Source organism: Homoserinimonas sp., assembly GCF_056262345.1.
The window spans coordinates 1-2,022 of sequence record NZ_JBACFR010000082.1; the positions used below are offsets into that span (position 1 = coordinate 1).

Annotated in this window: 2 protein-coding genes and 1 pseudogene; 2 read left to right on the forward strand and 1 reads right to left on the reverse strand. The window is 64.9% G+C overall.

The genetic code is table 11. From position 1 onward, the window contains the following. A pseudogene (locus AC062T_RS04050) lies at nucleotides 1–134 on the forward strand (TrkA family potassium uptake protein); the annotation flags it as partial. 13 nt (nucleotides 135–147) lie between these two features. Here AC062T_RS04050 and proC read toward each other — a convergent pair. Beyond that, nucleotides 148–981, reverse strand: a complete 834-nt coding sequence (gene proC / locus AC062T_RS04055) for a pyrroline-5-carboxylate reductase (RefSeq protein WP_476027635.1) — start codon at nucleotides 979–981, stop codon at nucleotides 148–150. Between the two features lie 22 nt (nucleotides 982–1,003). On the opposite strand from proC, the gene AC062T_RS04060 reads away from it, so the two are divergent. Then, nucleotides 1,004–1,966: a cation diffusion facilitator family transporter gene (locus AC062T_RS04060; protein ID WP_476027636.1), complete on the forward strand. Its 963-nt coding sequence runs from the start codon at nucleotides 1,004–1,006 to the stop codon at nucleotides 1,964–1,966. Nucleotides 1,967–2,022 lie beyond the last annotated feature (56 nt).

The following is a 2,022-nucleotide window of genomic DNA, read 5'->3' on the forward strand; positions in this document are numbered from 1 at the left end:
TCACGGTCGTCGGGGTCAAATCGCCCGGCAAAGAGTTCACCTATGCAACGGCCGAGACGCTCATCTCCAACCACGACCTCATCATCGTGAGCGGCAACGCCGCAGACATCGAGCGCTTCGCCGCCACGTCCTAGGCGCCGATCGGCACTAGCTTGCCGACATCTCCCGAGATCGCGCTGCGGCAGCCTCAACGGCTTCCGTGAGAATCGCGGGCAGATCGGCTTCGATCAGCACCGCGACGGCGCGTTCCGTTGTGCCGTTGGGGCTCGTCACATCGCGGCGTAGCTGCTCTGGCGATTTGCCGGATGTCCTCAGCATTTCGAGCGCTCCCCTAAACGTCTGCGAAACCAACCGGGCCGCGTCGTCTGGTGCGAACCCCTGGGCCTCAGCCGCTCGGGTGAACGACTCCACCATGTAATAGACATACGCGGGGCCGCTGCCTGAAACCGAGGTGAGCCCGGCCATCCGGTCCTCGTCGATGACCAAAACCTCGCCGACGGCACCGAAGACGCGCTCGACCGCCGCGAGCTGCTCGTCGGTTGTTCGCGAGCCCCTGCTCAGCGCCGTGACACCAAGGCCGACCGCCGTCGGGGTGTTGGGCATCGACCGCACCGCGCCGACGGAGTCGGGAAGCGCCGCTTCGAGGGATGCCGTTGTCACTCCTGCGGCGACGCTCACGACGACAGCTCCCGGCTTGAGCGCACCGCCAATCTCGCCGAGGAGGTCGGCCACCATGCCCGGCTTGACCCCGATAATCACGACGTCCGCACCGTCAACGGCGCGCAGATTGGCCTCGGGGTCGGCCTCGAGGGAGAGCGAGGTCACGGCCTCTGGCCACTGTCGAGAGGCGCTGGCCGTGGTGCGGTTCGTAATGCGGATCCCCCCGCCCACCACCGTTCCGTCGCGAAGCAGACCCTCGAGAATGGCGGAGCCCATGGAGCCGGCACCGAGAAGAGCGATTATGGGGCGAAAATCTGTCATCATCACATCCTAGGATTGGCGCATGAGTGCTACCGGCGGCAATAAGGCCATCATCGCGGCGTTGCTCGCGAACGCGGGCATCGCGGTCACCAAGTTCATTGCGTGGGCGTTCTCGGGGTCGAGCTCAATGCTCGCTGAGGGCGTGCACTCCCTGGCCGACACAGGCAACCAGGTGCTGCTGCTCGTCGGCGGCCGCAAAGCCAAGCGAGCTGCGGATGCTGAGCACCCGTTCGGCTATGGACGCGAACGGTTCGTCTATGCGTTCGTCGTCTCCATCATCCTGTTCAGCGTCGGTGGCGTCTTCTCGCTCTATGAGGGGTACGAAAAGCTCACCCACCCGCACCCGCTTGAGAACGCGTGGCTGCCGATCGTCGTTCTCCTTGTCGCCATCGTGCTCGAGTCATTCTCGTTGCGCACGGCCATCCGCGAATCCAACCTCGTTCGTGGCAAGCAGAGCTGGGTCTCGTTCGTGCGTCACGCCCGCCAGCCGGAGCTGCCGGTCGTGCTGCTCGAGGACATCGCCGCCCTCACGGGACTCGTCTTCGCCCTCGGCGGCGTGGGGCTCACCATCATCACGGGCAACTCCGTGTTCGACGCCATCGGCACCCTGGCCATCGGTGTTCTGCTCGTGCTGGTCGCCATCATCCTGGGCGTCGAAACCAAGAGCCTGCTCGTGGGCGAGGGTGCAACCGCATCGGACGCCGAGGCGATCCGCGGCGCGATCAACGCCCACCCCGAGGTCGTCTCGCTCATCCACATGAAGACGCTCTACCTGGGGCCGGATGAGCTGCTGGTCGCGGCGAAAGTAGCGTTCGAGCCACGGGAGCGGCTTGTCGATATCGCTGCCGATATCGACGCTGTCGAAGCCACCATCCGTGAGGCGGTTCCCGCGGCGCGCGTGATCTACATCGAGCCGGATGTTTACCGCAAGCCGAACGACGCCAATCCGTCGACCGACGCATTTGTGATTCGCGGCATCGACTAGGAAGTTTTCTAACGCTTATCGGCGAAGAACTCCGTGAGGAGCGCTGCGCACGCCTC

Coding starts and splice junctions, on each gene's coding strand:
- proC (WP_476027635.1), bottom strand. CDS start 981: ATGACAGATTTTCGCCCCATAATCGCTCTTCTCGGTGCCGGCTCCATG.
- AC062T_RS04060 (WP_476027636.1), top strand. CDS start 1,004: ATGAGTGCTACCGGCGGCAATAAGGCCATCATCGCGGCGTTGCTCGCG.